An 18229-nucleotide genomic window follows, 5' to 3' on the forward strand; every position below is an offset into this window, starting at 1 on the left:
AAATAAATACTGGCCTTTGGTAAAATAGGTTATGGGCGGATAGGCGCGGGAGCGATAGTAGTGGTTAGCTTTTGTAAAACTTCCATTTATGGTTTTACAAAACTTGTAACGGATAGCGCGGTTTTTAAATTGTTCTTTACTCCTATACAGCCTTAGGCTGTTTTCTTTTAATTTTAAATTTAAAAATCCGCCCAAAAAATAAGACAAATTATTATCTTGAAATTCTAAATCTTAATCTATTTAATGTCTAAAAATAAGGAACTGGAATTAGCTTGGTCGTTTGTAAATAATACCAACCGATCGATTTTTTTAACGGGAAAAGCAGGAACAGGTAAAACAACGTTTTTACACCGATTAAAAATGGATAGTTTGAAACGATTGGTGGTTGTTGCTCCTACTGGTGTGGCGGCCATTAATGCGAAAGGCGTGACAATTCATTCGTTTTTTCAGATGCCTTTTGGTCCGATTTTACCTGATACGGATTTGAATGCTGGTAAAGGTTTTAATAGGAAGTTTAGCAAGACTAAAATTAATATTATTAAGTCGATGGACCTGTTGGTGATTGACGAGATTAGTATGGTGCGCGCTGATTTGCTAGATGGGATTGATAAAACATTGCGCCGTTTTAGAGACCGAAATAAGGTGTTTGGTGGGGTGCAGGTATTGATGATTGGTGATTTGCAGCAACTATCGCCAGTAATTAAAGAGCAGGAGTGGGATTTGTTGAAGCATTATTATGCGAATGGGTTCTTTTTTAGTAGCCATGCTTTTGCTCAATGTAATGCGATTACTATTGAGTTGAAACATATTTATAGACAGGAGAATCCGAAATTTATTGAAATCTTGAATGAGATTAGAAACAATCGTTTGAGTGAGGCTAGTGCTGCAGAATTGAACAAACGGTTTGTACCCGATTTTACGCCTGAACCTGATGCGGGTTATATTTCTTTAACCACCCATAATAATAAAGCGGAGGCTACAAATAGAGCGGAGTTGAGTAAATTAACAACAAAAGCGTTTACGTATAAAGCCGAAGTTGATGGTAAATTTCCTGAACATGCATACCCTAACAATGTAAAACTGGAGTTAAAAGTAGGAGCACAAGTGATGTTTGTGAAAAATGATAGCAGCCCCGAGAAACGTTATTTTAACGGAAAGATTGGTAAAGTAATTTTGTTGGATGCTGATGAAGTGGTGGTTCATTGTCCAGATGATGATTTTAATATTAATGTAACGCCAGAGGTTTGGGAGAATATTAATTATTCGGTTGATTCGGAAACGAAAGCGATTACAGAGGAGAAAATAGGTTCATATACCCAAATGCCATTGCGTTTAGCATGGAGTATTACCATACATAAAAGCCAGGGTTTAACGTTTGAAAAGGCTATTATTGATGCGCAGGGTGCTTTTGCGCATGGGCAAACGTATGTGGCGCTGAGTAGGTGTAAATCGTTAGAAGGTTTGGTGTTGAAGAGTAAGATACATTCGAGCCAGATTATTAGTGATGGAAATGTAACTCAGTTTAATGAAAATGCGGAACAGAACGCACCGGATGAACAGGTTTTGGCGGATTCACAGACGGATTTTCAGTTGGATTTAATAGCTGAAGTGTTTGGTTTTTATCAGTTTTTATATCCGCTGAATAGGATTTTAGATATTTTTTATAAGAATAGAACCGCTATTAAAGGTGCTATTGATGACACATTTGTACCTATTAAAGAAACAATTACTAACTTTTTAAAAGTAGCCAACGGATTTAACGCACAATTAAAACAACTTGTTGAAACTGATGGGTTACCCGAAAACAGCCCTGTGATTCAGGAACGTTTTATAAAGGGTATTGGGTATTTTAGGTCGGAAACGGACACAAAAATTGTGGAGCCTTTAAAAACTTTTGCCTTTACAACCGATAACCAAGGTGTTGGGAGCGAGATTACAAAAAACTTAGATGCTTTTGAGGAATTACTGACCGTGAAGTTGGCTTATTATAAAGGTTTATCTGCTGGTTTTACTGCGGAACAGATTTTGGAGCTTCGTGCTAAGTCGGTTTTTATGGGGAAAGAAAAGCCAAAGAAATCTAGAAAAACAGTTGTTGAAGGCACGAGTAATGTGGAACTTTTTGAAAAACTGCGAATGCTTAGAAATGATATTGCCGAAGAGAAAGAACTTATTCATTATCAGATTTTTACTCAGAAGGCACTATATGAAATGTGTGAAGCTTTGCCTACGAATACTGCAGAATTGCTTAAGGTTAATGGCATGGGAAAAACACGTGTTCAAAAATATGGGGCTGCTATTTTGAAAGTGATTAATGCCTATTGTGATGAGCATGATATTGAATCATCGGCTGAAGTTGCCATTTTTGACGAGCCTAAGAAGCCAAAAAAGACCAAGTCTAGTGATTCCAAAAAAATATCGCTAGAACTATTTAAAGCTGGTAAATCAATTTTTGAAATTGCTAAAGAGCGGGAATTTGTCCCGACGACTATTATTGGGCATTTGGCTAGTTTTATTTCTACAGGTGAAGTAAAAGTAAACGATTTAATGCCTGTTGAACATTATGAGGAATTAATGGAGCTGATTCCTACTAAAACTTATGAAAGCTTAACGGACTTAAAAAATCAGTTGGATGATAAGTATAGTTATGGGGAATTGCGATTGGTAGTTAATGAGTTGTCAAATTCCAAATAATAAATAGCTATATTCCTAAGAGTGAATTTCCAATTTCGCTAATTATTAACAATTTTAGATTTTGAAGCTTCACTTTGAAGGACAAATACTTTTTCTGTAAGGAATGTTAAGTGTTTAGACTAAATGTTGGTCCATAAATGTGTATTCAAAATAATTTAATTAAATTGGTGTCCATGAACATTATCATTCAATCGTCTTTAAAAACACTTCAAAAATCTCAGGTTTTATTAAATCAATTATCGAATATCCAATTGTGTGATGCATCGGTTCCACCTTACCATTCGAGTATTGGGACACATTTAAGACATATTCTTGATTTTTATGATTGTATTTTTAATTTGGATGCTGATAATAGAATTGACTTAACTGCCAGAAGTAGAAATAAAGCTATTGAATCCGATTGTGGTTGTGCTCAAGATTATCTAAATGTCATTATTGAAAAATTGAATTCGGCATCTTTTAGTATGAATGATTCCGTTTTAGTTATCGATGATTTGGGTTTGGGAAAAATCCAGATTCCTTATACTTATGGTGCATTATTTGCCCAGGCTAATAGCCATACAATTCACCATTACGCCATTATTAATTATATTTTTGATAGTTTAGGGATTGTAATTAATGATGATGAATTTGGATATAATCCTACGACACCTAAGGAGACAATACAAAAATAAGTTTACTTCTTTTTGAACATACTGTTCATGATTAAACGAATGCCTTTAAAAATTAAGAAAATGGCAAAGGCACAAATTAAACACCCAATAGCTAAAAGAGGAATATAAAGTTTGTCATCTGGCTTACTAAAAGCAAAGCTTAATAAAACGGGCCCCATTAAAAGACTCAATACTGCAAAGGCCAACGTTTTTATACCTTGAAAAAGCATGACTCTATCTGTTTTATTATTTTCCATCATTATAGTTTTTTACAGCGTTACGTACGCTTTTAAATTTGTTTAATAATTCTAAAGCTTCAGTTTCAGAAACTTGAATTTCTTTCATAATCATTTTAGTGCCTCTATCAACAAGTTTGTTATTACTCAGTTGCATATCAACCATTTTATTTCCTTTAACATGACCTAATTGAATCATGGTAGCCGTGGTAATCATATTCAAAACTAATTTTTGTGCCGTTCCAGCTTTCATTCTAGAGCTTCCTGTTACAAATTCTGGACCTACAACTACATCAATAGGAAATTTTGCAACCTTCGAGAGTGGACTGTTTTTATTGCACGAAATACAGCCCGTTATAATGTTGTTTTCATTACATTTTTCTAAAGCCGAAATCACATAAGGTGTCGTTCCTGAAGCAGCAATTCCAACTACCACATCTTTAGAATTTATATTTTGTTCCTGCAAATCTTTCCATCCTTGTGTTTTGGAATCTTCTGCGAATTCAACGGCTTTTCTAATCGCAGAATCGCCGCCAGCAATTAACCCAACAACCAAATCGTGAGATACGCCAAAAGTAGGTGGGCATTCAGAAGCATCAACTACACCTAACCGGCCACTAGTACCTGCGCCCATGTAAAATAAGCGTCCGCCGTTCTTTAGCTTTTCGACAATTTGAAACACTAAAGTTTCTATTTGTGGTAATGCTTTTTCAACTGCATCAGGAACCGTTTTGTCTTCTTTATTTATATTTTTTAACAACTCTGAAACACTCATCTTTTCTAGATGATTATGGTTAGAATCTTGCTCGGTGGTTTTAATGAAACTCATACGTCAAAAGTAAACAAATTTTAGTTTGAATTAAGGCTTTATACGCGTGTTATAATTGCTATTCCCGGTCCTTTTATTCTATGACATATGAAAACACATCAGTTTCAGACACTCTAAAATAACCTAATGGAAAGTTACTAGGATTAGTTTCATTAACACAATTCCCTCTTACCGTTGCAGGTTGAGTTTGAAACGGATCGCCATTATTTTCGTCAGTTTGTTCTAAAATAATATTATAAAAATTATAGGTACGTTGAGAAATGCCATGGTTAGTTATTATAACTTCATCAACAAGTTCCATATCGTTGTTAGAGTAAAATGCAAATATTTGGTTTCCATCTGTAAACACATCATCATAAACTTCAAGGAAGGTTGTATTAAATTTTACAATGTTAAATTCGAATAAATAAAAATTCCCCATTCCAACAGGATCTGTGTAAAAAACTTTTAGTTCAATTTCATCGCCTGAAAAACCTCCATCATTTTTTTGCTCTACATATTCTATAGGAACAACGGGAGTAAGGGTTTCGGTAGCTGAATATAATTCATCATTATAAGTAATGTTTAAAGTATAAACGCCATTAATTTCCGGGATAAAGGAATCATTTTTATAGATGCCAGTATTGTCGTCTTCAATAAAATTAAAAATAGTATTGCTTGCATCTGTTATAATAACGATTGCTCCAGTTGCTGGTTGCACCTCGCTATTAAAAAAAGGCGCAGTAAGGCTTAATTGAATTTCTTGATTTTTACCATCAGTTCCTTTTTGCCAATTAATTCCGGCATCGATAACTAATTTCGGATCGGCAGTATTTAAGTCGACATCAATAACATCTTCACAAGATATTAGTAACAGAGAAAGCATAAATAATTTATATATTTTTCGCATAATCTTAAAGTTTAAAATTATATGATATAGATGGAACAATTCCAAAAATTGATAAACGAGTAGCTTCATTTTGACCTGTTATTTCATTTTGCCCAAAAGAAATAGAAGCCGCATTTCTTCTGTTATAAATGTTATAAATTCCAAATACCCATTCGCCATTCAAACCCTTTGTGTTTTTTGGTTTTGGTGTGTAAGTTAAAGATATATCTAGTCTGTGATATGCAGGAAGTCTATCAGCATTTCTATCACTATAATTAGGAATAGTCATGCCATTAAATACATATTGTCCATTTGGAAAGGTTGCTGGTTGCCCTGTTTGAAACAAAAAATTGGTATTTATTTTCCACTTTTCATTCCAGTTATAACTTCCAGTAATAGAAATGTCATGTGTCTTATCATATGGTGTATTATACCAATTTCCGTTGTTTATACCTATTTCGGAGGCTGTTCTTCCTGGCGTTTGTTGTTCAGATTTCGATAGGGTATAAGCCAGCCAACCTTTAAAGCGGCCTTCATTTTTTCTAAATAAAACCTCTAAACCATAAGCTCTAGATTTTCCGTTTAATATTACCTGTTCTATGGCATTGTTAGCAATTAAATCGGCACCATCAATATAATCGATTCTGTTTTTAACGTTTTTGTAATAGCTTTCAACCTCTAAGGAGAACATATTTTTACTGAAATTTTTAAAATAGCCAATAGCAAATTGATCGAGTAATTGGGGTTTTACATATTTTCCACTCGGAGTCCAAATATCTAAAGGCGTTGGAGAGCTTGTGTTTGAAAGTAAATGTAAATATTGAGCCATCCGGTTGTAACTTAGTTTTACTGAACTTTCCGTATTCAATTGGTAGGCTAATGATGCTCTTGGTTCTAGATTTGCAAAACTTTCAATGACATCACTATGTTTGAAACTTTCCGTACCGATTGGATCGGCTTTTTCATAAATTTGAAAATCTTCATTAAATAGAACGGCTTGATTATTCTCGTAAATATTTAATTCATCCTGCCCTAAACGCTGAAAAGTACTTAGGCGCAGACCGTATGATAAAGCCAATTTATCTGAAACCTTATGTTCAGCATCTAAATAAATGGCATTTTCAAAAGCAAATTTGTCAATAAGTTTAAAAGGATTGATTCCTGATGATTCTGTAGTTGGTTCTATTCTGCCGGGATTAAATTTATAATAAATACTATTTAATCCGTACTGCAGTTTAATCTTATCGGTTAAATAATGTTTAAGGTCATATTTTATATTGAAATTTTGAATTCCTGAAATCCAGTCAAACTCAACAAAATCTAATTTTAAATTATAATAATAATCAGAATAAATAATTGATAAATTAGAAAACAACTTATTTGAAAATAAATGATTCCATCGGAAGTTTAAAACCGAATTACCATATATGTTCTCAAAGGTATCTTCAATTCTAAACACATCTCTACCAAAGTAACCGGAAAGATAAATATTGTTCTTTTCGTTTAAATTGTAGCTTATTTTGGTATTTAGATCATAAAAGTAGGCTTTGTTATTAATATCAAAAAGTGGTAAAAATAAATGTGCATAACTAGAACGGCCGCCTAGAAGAAAAGAGCCTTTATCTTTTTTAAGAGGGCCTTCTAAAAGTAACCGACTAGAAACAATACCAATGCCGCCATTGGCATGAAACTCCTTACTATTTCCTTCCTTTTGGTAGATATCTAAAACTGAAGACACCCTACCGCCATAACGCGCAGGAATACCACCTTTATACAAACGTAAATCTTTAATAGCATCAGGATTAAAAACCGAAAAGAATCCAAATAAATGAGATGAGTTATAAATGGTGGCCTCATCCAAAAGAATTAAATTTTGATCGGCAGCACCACCACGAACATTAAATCCTGAAGCGCCTTCGCCTGCACTAGTAACTCCTGGAAGTAGGGTTATTGCTTTTATAATATCCGATTCGCCAAGTACCACAGGAATATCTTTTATGGTGCTTGACGTTAATTTGTTAACGCTCATTTGAGGCACTCTAATATTCAGTTTTTCAATGTTTTCGGTGATTACAACTTCATCTAAATTTTCAAGAGCATCCATTAAACTATAGTTTTTTGAAATGTCTTTAGAGAGTGAAATAGTTTCAGAAATGGTTTGGTACCCTAAATAACGGATTACCATTTTGTAGTTTCCTTCAGGAAGCGTCATAGAATAAAAACCATACTCGTTGGTAGTAGTTCCAGCAGAAATTTCTGGAAAAATAATATTTACACCAATTAAGGTTTCGTTACTTTTTTCTTCAGAAATTGAACCACTAAGCGTGAATTTTTCTTGAGCGTTTACGAATGATATTGAAATACAAAACACACAAAAAAACCAAAACAAGGTGTTTTTCATTAAATAGCTTTTTTTTATAAAAATATAAAAAAAGCCCCTAAAAAGGGGCTTTTTGAAATATAATTGGTGTTATAATTATTTTAAAATAGAATTAAAAGTTTCACTAGGTCGCATAACTTTATTGATAAGTGTTTCATTTGGTTCGTAATAACCACCAATATCAGTAGGTTTACCTTGAATAGCATTCAATTCTTTTATAATAGCTGTTTCATTTTCAGCTAATTTTTTTGCAATAGGCGTAAACTCAGCTTTTAAATCGGCATCATTATTTTGGTTGGCTAATTCTTGCGCCCAATATAATGCTATATAAAAATGACTTCCTCTGTTGTCTAACTCACCAGCTTTTCTAGAAGGTCCTTTACTGTTTTCTAATAATTTATCAGTAGCATCATCTAACGTTTCACCTAAGACTTTTGCTTTTGCATTGTTATTCACCTGGCTATAATGCTCTAAAGAAACTGCAATTGCTAAAAATTCTCCTAAAGAATCCCAGCGTAAGTGGTTTTCTTCAAGTAATTGTTGCACGTGTTTTGGAGCAGATCCGCCAGCACCAGTTTCAAATAATCCACCGCCATTCATTAATGGAACAATGGATAACATTTTTGCACTAGTTCCAACCTCTAAAATTGGGAATAAATCGGTTAAGTAATCACGTAAAACGTTTCCAGAAACCGAAATAGTATCTTCTCCTTTTATAAGTCTCTCACAAGTAAATTTTGTAGCTTCAATTGGCGATAAGATTCTTAAATCTAACCCATTAGTATCATGATCTTTTAAATAAGTTTTAACTTTTTTGATAATTTCAGCATCATGTGCTCTATTTTTATCTAACCAAAATACAGCCGGCGTTTTAGAAGCTCTAGCACGTGTTACAGCTAATTTTACCCAGTCTTGAATTGGTGCATCTTTTGTTTGACACATTCTCCAGATATCGCCCTCTTCAACCTTGTGTTCTAATAAAGTTTTTCCAGAAGCATCAATTACTTTAACAATTCCGTCAGTAGGTATTTCAAAAGTTTTATCGTGAGATCCGTATTCTTCAGCTTTTTGAGCCATAAGTCCAACGTTAGGAACCGTTCCCATGGTTGTTGGATCGAAAGCGCCATGTTCTTTACAGAAATCAATAGTTGCTGAATATATACCAGCATAACTACTATCTGGAATTACTGCTTTGGTATCTTGAAGTTTACCATCAGCATTCCACATGCGTCCAGAAGTACGAATCATTGCTGGCATAGAAGCATCAATAATAACATCACTAGGAACATGAAGATTTGTAATTCCTCTTTCTGAGTTCACCATGGCTAAATCTGCTCCATGATCTAAAGCATATCTAATATCATTTCTTATTTCGTCGCGTTTATCTTCAGGTAAATCGTGTAATTTTTCAAGTAGATTACCAAAACCGTTATTCACATCAACACCAATTTTCTTGAAAGTTTTTCCATGTTTTTTAAATAAATCATGAAAGAAAACACGAACTGCGTGACCAAAAATAATAGGGTCACTTACTTTCATCATCGTTCCTTTCATGTGTAATGAAAACAAAACACTTTTATCTAAAGCATCTTCAACTTGCTCTTCTAAAAATTCGATTAAGGCTTTTTTGCTCATTATAGTAGCATCAATAATTTCAGCTTTTAGTAAAGGAAAACTATCTTTTAAAACCGTTTTTTTGCCTTTGGTATCTGAAAGCTCTATAGTTATGCTTGTGGCCTCTTTTAAAGTTACAGATTTTTCATTATGAAAAAAATCACCAGAACTCATAGTGGCAACGTGTGTTTTTGAATCTTTAGACCAAGCACCCATAGAATGCGGATGTTTCTTAGCATAATTCTTAACCGCTTTCGGGGCTCGTCTATCACTATTTCCTTCACGTAAAACTGGGTTTACAGCACTACCTTTTATTTTGTCGTAACGCGATTTTATATCTTTTTCAGCATCTGTTTTAGCTTCGCTTGGATAATCAGGAATATTAAAACCTTTAGATTGTAATTCTTTAATAGCATCTTTTAACTGTGGTATTGATGCACTAATATTAGGAAGTTTAACAATATTAGCTTCTGGATTTTTTGCTAATTCACCAAGTATGGCTAAATCATCAGAAACACGTTGGTCTTCATTTAAAAAATCTGGAAAAACAGCTAAAATTCGTGCTGATAAAGAAATATCTTTTGTTTCAATATTAATTCCCGAAGATTTAACAAACGCTTGAACAATAGGTAATAAAGAGCGCGTTGCTAGTGCAGGAGCTTCATCAGTTTTTGTATAAATGATTTTAGACATTGGTGTCGCTTTTTTTAGAATTAGTATTTAGTGAATTATTGAAAACGACTTAAGATAACGTTTTCGCCGTGCGAATATACAAAAATTGACTTTTAAAAATGTTCAATTGGTTGTTGAAAAATGTGTAAAATCTGAACTTTTAGTAGAAAATCAATATTGGGAAGTGTAAGTAGTAATTTAATAAAAAATAAAAGCCATATCACTACAGAACTTAATCTACGTTGATATGGCTTTTTTGAAATAACGCTACATGACCTAATGAATATTTCTACTCATGTTTGTTTAAATTTTCATCTAAACCGAATCAGTTCAAGCTTTGTTATTTCAAGAAACATCATTGTAGTTTTCAAAATGTATTGACTTACTACACTTAATGTTTCAGAAATTGTTTTCTTGATGCCAGTCGCTCTGTTGTCACTTTCGTGTTACTTTTGCTGTTAGCATTGCTTGCATTACAACATGCACTTTCGATTCTGTTGCTTTTTAAGCTTTTCATCATATTAGTTCTCATCTGCTTTCACATATGACACTTTTTATAATGTCTTGGTCTCCTGTTATCACACGTATTCACGTGGCACATTATAACCTCAAAAACAATAATATAAAGAACGTTACCTTATTTAGAAAGTCTGTAAATTCGTTGTTGAAGCGAAACCAACCAAAGTTGTCATTTTTTCATTGTATAAATATAACAACATAATTCCTAAAAAACAACTTTTTAAGCTGTTAGATATCAACTAGTTATCAACCGAAGTTATTAACAAAAGTTCATAAAAAAAGCCCTGAGATATCTCAAGGCTTTTAAATACTGCAAAAGCAGTTGTATTATTATTAACGTCTGCGCTCAGTAATTCTGGCTTTTTTACCAGTAAGACCTCTAAAGTAGTAGATACGAGCTCTACGTACTTTACCACGTTTGTTAACTTCTATTTTTTGTAATGCAGGTAAATTAACAGGGAAGATACGCTCAACACCAATAGTTCCTGACATTTTTCTAATTGTAAAAGTTTCTGAAGCTCCAGATCCTTTTCTTTGAATTACTACACCTCTAAAAAACTGAGTACGAACTTTTTCGCCCTCTCTAATTTCGTAGAAAACTGTAATTGTGTCACCAGCTGCAAATTCTGGTAAATCTTTTCTTGTTACAAATTCGTCTTGTACAAATTTTACTAAAGATTCCATTTCTTTAAATTTAATTATAATTAGTTCAGAACAACATTCACGATTCTCGCCAGAGGTTAACCCGAAATTGGCTGCAAAAATAACTATTAATTAATAATCTGCAACGTTTTATTTATATTTTTTTGGTGTTTCTTTTTGCTTCAAAATTTGTACAATGGTTCATATTTAGTAAAAGCAAAAAGTCAGGCTTTCACTACTCGCTTCCTCCTTCGTCGGCGAGCTCAAACATGCCGTTCAATCCTTAACACGTGTTTTATTAAGCTTTCTTTTTAATAGGAATATATACGTCTTCTTCAGAATTCGGATTATTTTTAATGTATTTATCTCCTAAAACATTAAAATGTGGCCTGTTGTCTAAGGTATATTCCGATTGAGGAAACCATTCCGTGAATACATAATTCATGAATCCACCAAAATTCTTTGCAAAACCACGGTATTTAAAAATAGCGTATAAACCATTTTCTATGGTTAAATCTTTCATGCCCTCAGGAATAGTATTAAAATCAGAAACCTCTAGAGTAGCCCATTTTATAAAAGTTTTATTTGGATTAAAATTTTTAAAATGTAAGCTATCATAAATCATCACTTCAAACTTATCATCACTTAAAGCATTAGTAATTTGTTTCCGTTTAGACATAAAGCCAGTAAACAAATCAAAGGTTTTGTTATCTGTTAAAGACATTGAAATTGAATGTCCAATTAATTTTTTTTGATTAATTAATTCTATTCTTGGTTCCATATATTAGTCTTCCAATAAATCCGGTCGGCACTCTTTAGTTCTTAAATACGCCTGTTCTTCACGCCATTTTTCAATTTTTGGTAAATTACCTCCAAATAATAACTCAGGAACTTTCCAACCTTTATAGTCTCTTGGTTTTGTATAAATAGGTGGTGCTAGCAAACCATCTTGAAACGAATCGGTTAGGGCAGAGGTTTCATTTCCTAATACACCTGGTATTAAACGTATAATGGAATCGCAAAGTACAGCTGCTCCCAGCTCGCCACCAGATAATACATAATCACCAATAGAAATTTCTCGTGTTATAAAATGGTCGCGAACCCGTTGGTCTACACCTTTATAATGTCCGCAAAGAATAATAATGTTTTCCTTTAAAGATAAATGGTTAGCCATACCTTGTTTTAAGGTTTCGCCATCAGGGGTCATATAAATAACTTCGTCGTATGTTCTTTGAGATTTTAAAGCCGAAATACATTTATCAATCGGTTCAATCATCATTACCATACCTGCACCACCACCAAATTGGGTGTCATCAATAGATTTATAATTATCTGAAGTGTAATCTCTTAAATTATGAAAATGGACTTCTACCAAACCAGCCTCAATGGCACGTTTTAAAATAGAAGCTTCAAACGGACTTTTAAGTAATTCGGGTAAAACGGTGATGATATCTATGCGCATGTGTACTTTTTAGAATTGCAAAGATAATTTAATTGTTTTGGATGGCGCTAGAGAAAATTTGTTATGATTTTAAGAAGAAATAGTGTAAATCATTCGGGTCATTCTAAAATTTCATAGTCAATATCTAGTTTTCGTAAAGCTCGTAACGAAGACCCTGAGTTTTTATCTCCCACTTCAATGTCCACGGCATCACCTTCCAAAAGAATATTTGTAAGTTCGTGCGCTAAGGAACTACCTATGTCTGTTGAAATTTCGGATATACAATTGGCTATGGCTCTTTTATCTGGTCTCTGTGCATCACAAGACAATAAGTTTAATTTCATAAAAATAATTTTTAAGTTAATTTTCGACTTATTTTATCTTTTTCAAGGCCACCAACTCCGCAATCTTACAAATTACTTCAGTTGCTTTAATCATACTTTCCACAGGAACATATTCATATCGTCCATGAAAATTGTGACCACCAGCAAAAATATTTGGACATGGTAAGCCCATATAGCTCAACTGCGAACCATCAGTTCCGCCACGAATGGCTTTTATTAGTGGTTCAATATTAAGTTTTTTCATGGCCTTCTCAGCAAAATCAACAATATGCATTACGGGTTCAATTTTTTCACGCATATTAAAATATTGGTCTTTAATTTCGATAGTAATCACCTCACGGCCATATTGGCTATTAAGCTCGTTGGTAAGTTTTATCATAACCTCTTTTCTGGCCTCAAAATGACCCATATCATGATCGCGAATAATATATTTTAGGATTGTTTCTTCTACATGTCCTTCCATATCATGCAAATGGAAAAATCCTTGGTAACCTTCGGTATGTTCGGGTGTTTCTAGTCGTGGTAAAGAATTGATATACTCTGTAGCAATATACATGGAGTTTATCATTTTATCTTTGGCGTATCCTGGATGCACAATTTTACCTTTTATTTTTACAACAGCACTTGCTGCATTAAAGTTTTCGTATTCTAATTCGCCAATTTGGCTACCATCCATAGTGTATGCCCAATCTGCTCCAAATTTTTTAACATCAAATTTATGTGCACCTCTACCAATTTCTTCATCAGGAGTAAAACCAACTCGAATGGTTCCATGTTTTATTTCTGGATGCTGAATTAAGTATTCCATAGCCGATATAATTTCGCAAATTCCAGCCTTATCATCAGCACCTAAAAGGGTTGTTCCATCTGTAGTTATTAAAGTCTGTCCTTTATAAAGTAATAAATCCTCAAAATAATCTGGTGATAAAATGATATCTTCAGCTTCGTTTAAAATGATGTCTTTCCCATTATATTTCTCAATTATTTGAGGATTTACATTAGCACCAGTAAAATCTGGCGACGTATCAAAATGAGAAATAAACCCAATGGTTGGCACCTCATGGTCAACATTGCTAGGCAAAGTAGCCATGATATAAGCATTATCGTCAATATTAACATCTTGCATACCAATAGCTTTAAGTTCATCAGCAAGTTTGTTGGCTAAATCCCATTGTTTTTTGGTGCTTGGTGTAGTTTCAGAACTTGGGTCTGATTCTGTATCAACGGTAACATAACTTATAAAACGTTTTATAATGTGTTCTTTTGAAATCATTTAGAGGGTATTTTCTTAGTAAGAATTTTTATGGCTATTATAACTGGTAATTTACAATTATTAAGCGTGAAAAAGTAAGGGCAACTCAATTTTTTATTTACAAGATTTCAACTTATTTTTGCAAAAATAAAAATGATGTACAAATTATTACTTCGCCCGCTGTTTTTTTCTTTCGACCCTGAAAAAATTCATCATTTTACATTTTTATTGGTAAAATTTACCTCCAAAATTCCAGGTTTTAAAAGTCTGTTCAGAAGTTTGTATGTAGTGGAAAATGAAAAACTAGAAAGACAATTATTTGGGCTCACATTTAAAAACCCAGTTGGATTAGCAGCCGGTTTCGATAAGAATGCTGTTTTATTTAATGAATTAGCAAATTTTGGTTTCGGTTTTATTGAAATAGGAACCGTTACACCAAAAGGGCAATCTGGGAATCCTAAAAAGCGATTATTCCGATTAAAAGCTGATAAGGGGATTATAAACCGAATGGGTTTTAATAACGAAGGACTTGAAGCCGCTATTGAACAACTTAAAACAAATAAAGGGAAACTAATAATAGGTGGAAATATTGGTAAAAATACCGATACAAAACCAGAAGATTATACCAAAGATTATTTAGAGTGTTTTAATGCGCTTCATCCTTATGTGGATTACTTTGTGTTGAATGTTAGTTGTCCGAATGTTGGAAGCCATGCTAAATTGAACGATAAAGATTATTTGGAAGAATTGATTGGTGCCGTACAAAAAGCTAATAAAACGTTTCAAAAACAGAAACCAATTCTTTTAAAAATTGCTCCCGATTTAAACAATAATCAACTAGATGAAATTATTGAACTGGTTAAAGATACCAATCTTGATGGTGTTATTGCAAGTAATACTTCGACTGATAGAAGTGGATTAAAAGCTTCAAAAGAACGTCTTGAAAAAATTGGAAATGGTGGATTAAGTGGGCAGCCTGTAAAAGAAAAAAGTACTCAGGTTATTAAATACCTTTCTGATAAAAGCCTTAAAGCTTTTCCAATAATTGGGGTTGGTGGTATCCATTCTGCAAAGGATGCCCTTGAAAAACTTGATGCGGGCGCAGATTTAGTTCAAATTTATACAGGATTTATTTACGAAGGACCAAGTTTAATAAAGTCTATAAATAAAGCGATACTAAATAGGTTATAACTATTTAATTATCTTTTTCACAACGCTTTTTTTACCGTTGTTTAAAATAAGTAAATAGGTTCCTGACGACAAACTACTAAAGTCTATAGGGGTTTCTGATACCTCCCCCGTTAAAAATGGTTGCCCAACTAAACTAGTTATAGTATAGGTTGACGTCGTCCCGAAATTATTGCTTTTTACGTAAAGCAAATTCCCTTTCACGGGGTTTGGATATGCCTCAAATAAAACACTTGAAATAGGCGTGTGTATAGTTTTTAAGAAGATATTATCAATCGCGATATCACCATCCCAACTAGAACCTCTTACTGCTCTAAAGCGCACTTTTATAGTTTCATTAGCGTAAGACGATAAATTAACAATTTTAGTTATAAAATTATCACTTTGATGCACTTGCTGATTACCGTAAATTGGATCAATAACATCATTTGTATAGCCAGAATTTGTTTGAATATCAACATGAAGTTCACCTATGTTTTTACCAAACATGTGATATGAAAATTCTAATTCACTATTTTGATAATTTACATTAATACATGGCGAAGTTAAGGTGGCAACATCGCCTTCCACGGCCCCAGATGCCTCGGCATACATGTACGTGTTAAAAAGGTTGTCAGATTTTTTATAATTTGAAGGTCCAGTTTCACTTGATTGTGTATCGCCAAAATTAGGATACCAAAGATAACCATGTCCTGAAAGATCTTTACTAGTCCATCCTTGATTGTCCAGAAGACTAAAATTTTCAAAATCTTCATCCAATTTATCCGTTTGTGCACCTACTTTAATAAAATTTTTGAAGGTTTTTCTAACGGTTTCATTTTTTTTGGAAACCGTAAGTACTATATCGTAAATGCCGGATTCAAAGGTATGTGTTGGGTTTTTAGTGGTATAGTCAATAACACCATCATTATCTACATCCCATTGCCAATCCGAAATATTGGGGCTTGTACTTTCAAAATTTACGGTTAATGATGATTTACAAGTTTCACTTTCATTTACAGCAATATTAGCATTGAAAGATGGACACGATAAATAACTTTTAGTAGTCATATAAAACGCATACATTCTTGCTAGTTGTTGCTCAGAAAAAAGAGTTCTACATTCTTTTCTTGAATAAGACATGATATTATTTGGGTCTGGACTATAAGTATCACCATTTACATCGGTTTCAGTTCCTGTATAATTGCAAGATTGATCAACCGTTGTATAACTTAATCCTGGATCTGCAGGTGTATCACAAATACCATCTCCATCGGTATCACAATTACTACCATTTACCAATTCAGTAGTTGTTATTAGGTTATCTGGACCATGTGTATGCAGTAAAGAGAAAAAATGACCTATTTCATGCGGAAGAGATGAGCCATTTGTGGCACAACTGTTATTCATGAAAACCATATCGTTTCTACTTACATTATCACTATAACCGCAAATAGCTTCGTTTGCTTCGTTTTCAATTTTATTTGTGAAGTACAAATTTATTAATCCAGGAACATAATGAGATTCATAAAATTTAGCTTCGTCTCCTTTTTTTAATTGACATAAATTATCATCATCAATATATTCGACACCATCACACATAAAAAAGTCTAGATAGGCATTTTGGTAAATTGAGTTTAGGTTAGAAAACGCATCATTCAGGTCAGAAGTGTTTAATCCACCAGAACCATCAGAATTTCTAAAAACATAAATTTTTACTGGTATTGAATTCACAATGTTGGCTGAATAAATACCTTTAGCAGATTTTCCTGAATAAAATTGCTTTTCAAATTTTTCAAGTTGAGGTTTAATACTATTGTAAAATTCAATGGATTTTTTAGAAGTGATATTACCACAATTAACTTCATTTCTATCTTGAGAAAAAAGTAAGGTAGACATCAATAAAAATGTCGACAAAACAACAAAGTTAATTTTATGGGATAATAGATTCATTTGGGGTGAAAACATTTACTATCAAATGTATACCGAAATGAACCATAACTATAATAAAAACGATATACTGTTAATTTTTTCGTTTATTAACAATTTGTTAATTATTTTGTTAATAAGTATAGATAATATTTTTTGACTTAAAACGTTGGGAAGTCAATGAATTAGTAGTTTTTCAGTTTTTGTAGAACCCGTTTTATCTTGAAGTGTTAACAAATAGATTCCGCTATTTAAATCGTGTAAATTAACTTCCAATTGTTTGGCATTTTGTTTAAACTGAATTTGCTTTATCAGCTTTCCAAAAATACTATAAATTTTAAGTGTTGAAAGTCCTATATTTTGAATATTTAAAATGGTAATATGTCCGTTTGAAGGATTTGGAAATATTTTTAAATTCTTAATAGATTCAAAATTTTCTGTATTTAAAGTCGAATTATTTAATGTAAAAGTAATGGTGGCCATTCTGTTTCCGTTTATAGGAAATCCAGAAACCATAGAAATTGGATCCCTTGGTGATGTTACAGAATTTCCAGAAGTATAATCTGTTCCTGAATCTGTACCAGCATCATAGACAAATACGTCTATTGTAAAAGTGTTTTCCCATCCGTTAGAATCCGGATTATTGCCAGACCTCAGGTTTATGTTATTAGCAGCAATAAACCAGTCTGGACTAGGTGCTACCATCGATACTAAAGTTATTAAAGGGAAATCTTCATTCACCGTAACATTGGTTAATGTTGAAACACTATTATTCCCTGCAAAAGGAGAAAAAGGTTGTTCCAAATACTGGTCGGCATTCCCAGCAGTAATAGCATCGTTTATTTCGGCACTAAAACTTGGTGTAGCGCCAAATTCAGCAATTTCTTTTATACCATTTGTAGTTGGCGCTGCAATACCAAACATCAAAATATCATTTGCGTTTTTATGGGTGGCACCAGCCAGAGGCGACCAATGTGCATTCGTTGGTAGTG

16 protein-coding genes are annotated in these 18229 nt (G+C 33.1%); 3 read left to right on the plus strand and 13 right to left on the minus strand.

Features of this window, described 5'->3' with window-relative positions; genetic code table 11:
* Window positions 1–207 (minus strand): hypothetical protein (locus WBN21_RS11595; protein ID WP_424200445.1); only part of this gene is annotated, 207 nt, incomplete at its 3' end.
* A gap of 36 nt (window positions 208–243) precedes the next feature.
* Between WBN21_RS11595 and WBN21_RS11600 the strand changes: the two genes are divergently transcribed.
* Window positions 244–2691 (plus strand): helix-turn-helix domain-containing protein, encoded by a 2448-nt coding sequence (locus WBN21_RS11600; RefSeq protein ID WP_424200447.1) that lies wholly within the window; start codon window positions 244–246, stop codon window positions 2689–2691.
* 173 nt (window positions 2692–2864) lie between these two features.
* The gene (locus tag WBN21_RS11605) at window positions 2865–3365 is read left to right on the plus strand and encodes a hypothetical protein (protein WP_424200449.1); all 501 of its coding nucleotides are present in this window, start codon (window positions 2865–2867) and stop codon (window positions 3363–3365) included.
* A gap of 2 nt (window positions 3366–3367) precedes the next feature.
* Here the strand turns inward: WBN21_RS11605 and WBN21_RS11610 are convergent, their stop codons facing one another.
* The 10 genes from WBN21_RS11610 to pepT form a co-directional block, all read right to left on the minus strand.
* On the minus strand, window positions 3368–3601 hold the full coding sequence (locus WBN21_RS11610) for a DUF6095 family protein (protein WP_424200451.1): 234 nt from the start codon (window positions 3599–3601) through the stop codon (window positions 3368–3370).
* The gene (gene murQ, locus WBN21_RS11615) at window positions 3591–4409 is read right to left on the minus strand and encodes an N-acetylmuramic acid 6-phosphate etherase (protein WP_424200453.1); all 819 of its coding nucleotides are present in this window, start codon (window positions 4407–4409) and stop codon (window positions 3591–3593) included. The genes WBN21_RS11610 and murQ overlap by 11 nt, the downstream gene beginning before the upstream one ends.
* 73 nt (window positions 4410–4482) lie before the next feature.
* On the minus strand, window positions 4483–5298 hold the full coding sequence (locus tag WBN21_RS11620; protein ID WP_424200455.1) for a DUF4249 domain-containing protein: 816 nt from the start codon (window positions 5296–5298) through the stop codon (window positions 4483–4485).
* Window positions 5299–5302: 4 nt separating this feature from the next.
* Window positions 5303–7678 (minus strand): TonB-dependent receptor, encoded by a 2376-nt coding sequence (locus WBN21_RS11625; RefSeq protein WP_424200457.1) that lies wholly within the window; start codon window positions 7676–7678, stop codon window positions 5303–5305.
* Between the two features lie 75 nt (window positions 7679–7753).
* Window positions 7754–9964 carry an NADP-dependent isocitrate dehydrogenase gene (locus WBN21_RS11630; protein ID WP_424200459.1) on the minus strand — a complete coding sequence of 737 codons (2211 nt, stop codon included), beginning with the start codon at window positions 9962–9964 and terminating at the stop codon, window positions 7754–7756.
* A gap of 831 nt (window positions 9965–10795) precedes the next feature.
* Window positions 10796–11146 carry a 50S ribosomal protein L19 gene (gene rplS / locus WBN21_RS11635; protein ID WP_424200461.1) on the minus strand — a complete coding sequence of 117 codons (351 nt, stop codon included), beginning with the start codon at window positions 11144–11146 and terminating at the stop codon, window positions 10796–10798.
* A 256-nt stretch (window positions 11147–11402) separates the two neighbouring features.
* On the minus strand, window positions 11403–11885 hold the full coding sequence (locus WBN21_RS11640; RefSeq protein WP_424200463.1) for a GyrI-like domain-containing protein: 483 nt from the start codon (window positions 11883–11885) through the stop codon (window positions 11403–11405).
* Window positions 11886–11888: 3 nt separating this feature from the next.
* Window positions 11889–12566, minus strand: coding sequence for a tRNA (guanosine(37)-N1)-methyltransferase TrmD (gene trmD, locus WBN21_RS11645; RefSeq protein ID WP_424200465.1), 678 nt, complete (start codon window positions 12564–12566; stop codon window positions 11889–11891).
* Between the two features lie 98 nt (window positions 12567–12664).
* Window positions 12665–12889, minus strand: coding sequence for a hypothetical protein (locus WBN21_RS11650; RefSeq protein WP_424200467.1), 225 nt, complete (start codon window positions 12887–12889; stop codon window positions 12665–12667).
* A 28-nt stretch (window positions 12890–12917) separates the two neighbouring features.
* Entirely contained in the window at window positions 12918–14162 is a 1245-nt protein-coding gene (gene pepT, locus WBN21_RS11655; protein WP_424200469.1) for a peptidase T, read from the minus strand.
* 135 nt (window positions 14163–14297) lie between these two features.
* On the opposite strand from pepT, the gene WBN21_RS11660 reads away from it, so the two are divergent.
* A complete protein-coding gene (locus WBN21_RS11660) occupies window positions 14298–15332 on the plus strand; it encodes a quinone-dependent dihydroorotate dehydrogenase (protein WP_424200475.1) in 1035 nt (344 codons plus the stop codon).
* On the opposite strand, the gene WBN21_RS11665 is transcribed toward WBN21_RS11660, so the two are convergent.
* Both WBN21_RS11665 and WBN21_RS11670 read right to left on the minus strand, forming a co-directional pair.
* Window positions 15333–17207 carry a T9SS type A sorting domain-containing protein gene (locus WBN21_RS11665; RefSeq protein WP_424200471.1) on the minus strand — a complete coding sequence of 625 codons (1875 nt, stop codon included), beginning with the start codon at window positions 17205–17207 and terminating at the stop codon, window positions 15333–15335.
* Window positions 17208–17414: 207 nt separating this feature from the next.
* The coding region (locus WBN21_RS11670; protein ID WP_424200473.1) for a spondin domain-containing protein at window positions 17415–18229 on the minus strand (815 nt) is incomplete at its 5' end.

The organism is Algibacter sp., assembly GCF_049667265.1.
In the GTDB taxonomy this organism is placed as follows: domain Bacteria; phylum Bacteroidota; class Bacteroidia; order Flavobacteriales; family Flavobacteriaceae; genus Algibacter_B.